The organism is Dolichospermum circinale AWQC310F, from assembly GCF_000426925.1.
Taxonomy (GTDB): domain Bacteria; phylum Cyanobacteriota; class Cyanobacteriia; order Cyanobacteriales; family Nostocaceae; genus Dolichospermum; species Dolichospermum circinale.
This window is the reverse complement of record NZ_KE384705.1, coordinates 32,678-34,456: the sequence shown is the minus strand read 5'-3', so window position 1 is coordinate 34,456 and position 1,779 is coordinate 32,678. Positions and strand designations below refer to the sequence as shown.

Annotated in this window: 4 protein-coding genes; all 4 read left to right on the top strand. The window is 35.8% G+C overall.

What is annotated here, in order from left to right:
• Nucleotides 1-249, top strand: a 249-nt coding sequence (locus tag ACIR310F_RS22935) for a XisH family protein (RefSeq protein ID WP_231387588.1), incomplete at its 5' end; no start/stop codon positions are given.
• Nucleotides 237-599: a XisI protein gene (locus tag ACIR310F_RS0117295; protein ID WP_028084914.1), complete on the top strand. Its 363-nt coding sequence runs from the start codon at nt 237-239 to the stop codon at nt 597-599. The genes ACIR310F_RS22935 and ACIR310F_RS0117295, both read left to right, overlap by 13 nt.
• 152 nt (nt 600-751) lie before the next feature.
• Nucleotides 752-1,405 (top strand): DUF3386 domain-containing protein, encoded by a 654-nt coding sequence (locus tag ACIR310F_RS0117290; protein WP_028084913.1) that lies wholly within the window; start codon nt 752-754, stop codon nt 1,403-1,405.
• A gap of 86 nt (nt 1,406-1,491) precedes the next feature.
• Nucleotides 1,492-1,722 (top strand): NifU family protein, encoded by a 231-nt coding sequence (locus ACIR310F_RS0117285; protein ID WP_028084912.1) that lies wholly within the window; start codon nt 1,492-1,494, stop codon nt 1,720-1,722.
• Nucleotides 1,723-1,779: the final 57 nt, after the last annotated feature.

Below are 1,779 nucleotides of genomic sequence, written 5' to 3'. Positions count from 1 at the left end.
GGCAAGATGCCCGCACCACAAGAGTTTCATGATTCAACTTTGTACTTCATCAGATCGGAAACCGCTGTAGTATATCGGAAACTTATTCAACTTACTCAACCAGAATATAAACTTTATTTAGCAATTGATGATGTTGTTTATGATAAATTTTTTCAACGTCAATCTGTACAAGCAGTCATCCAAGAAAATCACCTTCTATTGATAGTTGTAAATACAAAAAAGGAGGAAATTCAAAAATGGATAAACTAGAACAGTACCGTAATATCATCAAAAATATATTGATGGAATATTACAAAATGAGTAATCCTCAAAATGTTAAAAATGGCGAAAATGGTGAAATTGAGGCTACTGAACGGTTAGCCTTTGATGAAAAAAGAGATCAATATATTTGGTTTCGGTTTGGTTGGGATGACAAAAAACAAATACAACATATTATCATTTATCTTTGTATTAAAAATGGTAAAATTTGGGTGGAAGAAGATGCAACTAATTTATGTGTTGTTGATGATTTACTATCAGCAGGAATACCCCAAAGTGATATTGTTTTAGGTTTCCATCATCCCAGTAAACGCAGTTTAACAGAATTTGCGTCGGCTTAACGAGGTAAACTTGAAGCCCACCCGGCCAACATAATCCTCTGGAAAGCTACCAATTACCACATCCCACGTAAAAACACAAATATATCTCTGTATAATTTAAAAAACAACAACTTTGCATTAAACTATTAGAAAAGTGCAGTCAAAGTGGTGATATGGCAATTCAGTCAACAGCAGAAACTTTATTTCAAACTGCTTATGAAAGTCGTTACACTTGGGATGAGAATTTTCCTGGTTATGCTGCCAATGTGCAACTGCTACAGGAAGGTGAGGTTTATAGTGGTAAGATTCAGATTGACCCCAGCCTGAATATACAAGTTACAGAAGTCGCAGATCAACAAATAGCAGCAGGAATTGATATTCAGTTACAGGAAGTAGTTACCCGCTATCAAAAAACTAGTTTTTTAGATTCCTATGGTCAACATGAGTTTATTTTAGGTGAGTCGGTAGAAAATGATGGTGTAATGGTTTTTGTCAAGGGTGGGAATACTGATTCTCACTATCAAATCCGTAACCAAAAAATATATCAAGAGGTTCGGGTTATGGGTCGTATGGCTTTGGAGATGAATTATGACGATTTTCTAGCTACAGACTGCGGTTATATCCCTTCTGCTTATCATGTGGTTTTTCGTAATTCGCAAACAGGTGATGTTAATAGCATTCTCAAATTTACGGATACATATCAAAAATTTGGTGATTATTACATTTTGACAAAGCAGATAGTAGCAGAGTATGAAGACGGAAAAACTGAAACTCCGCAATCAATTACTGAGTTTGTTTATTCTCATATTCAGTTAAGTAACAACTGAAAACGGACAACGGACAATTATCAGCCTAAACTAGATCATTAGCAACTCGGATAATTACCAATTTATCAAGAAGTAGGACAGGAACAATGCAATTAACGCTAGAAAATGTAGAAACCGTACTAGATGAAATGCGCCCTTATCTCATTTCTGATGGTGGTAACGTGGAAATTGTCGAATTAGATGGACCAATTGTTAAACTCCGGTTACAGGGTGCTTGTGGTTCTTGTCCCAGTTCGACTATGACTTTGAGAATGGGTATTGAACGTCGTCTCAAGGAAATGATTCCTGAGATATCTGAAGTAGAACAAGTTATCTAAATTACTGGTAATGGGTAATGGGTAATGGGTAATGGGTAATGGGTAATGGGTAAGATA

Coding starts and splice junctions, on each gene's coding strand:
- ACIR310F_RS0117295 (WP_028084914.1), top strand. CDS start 237: ATGGATAAACTAGAACAGTACCGTAATATCATCAAAAATATATTGATG.
- ACIR310F_RS0117290 (WP_028084913.1), top strand. CDS start 752: ATGGCAATTCAGTCAACAGCAGAAACTTTATTTCAAACTGCTTATGAA.
- ACIR310F_RS0117285 (WP_028084912.1), top strand. CDS start 1,492: ATGCAATTAACGCTAGAAAATGTAGAAACCGTACTAGATGAAATGCGC.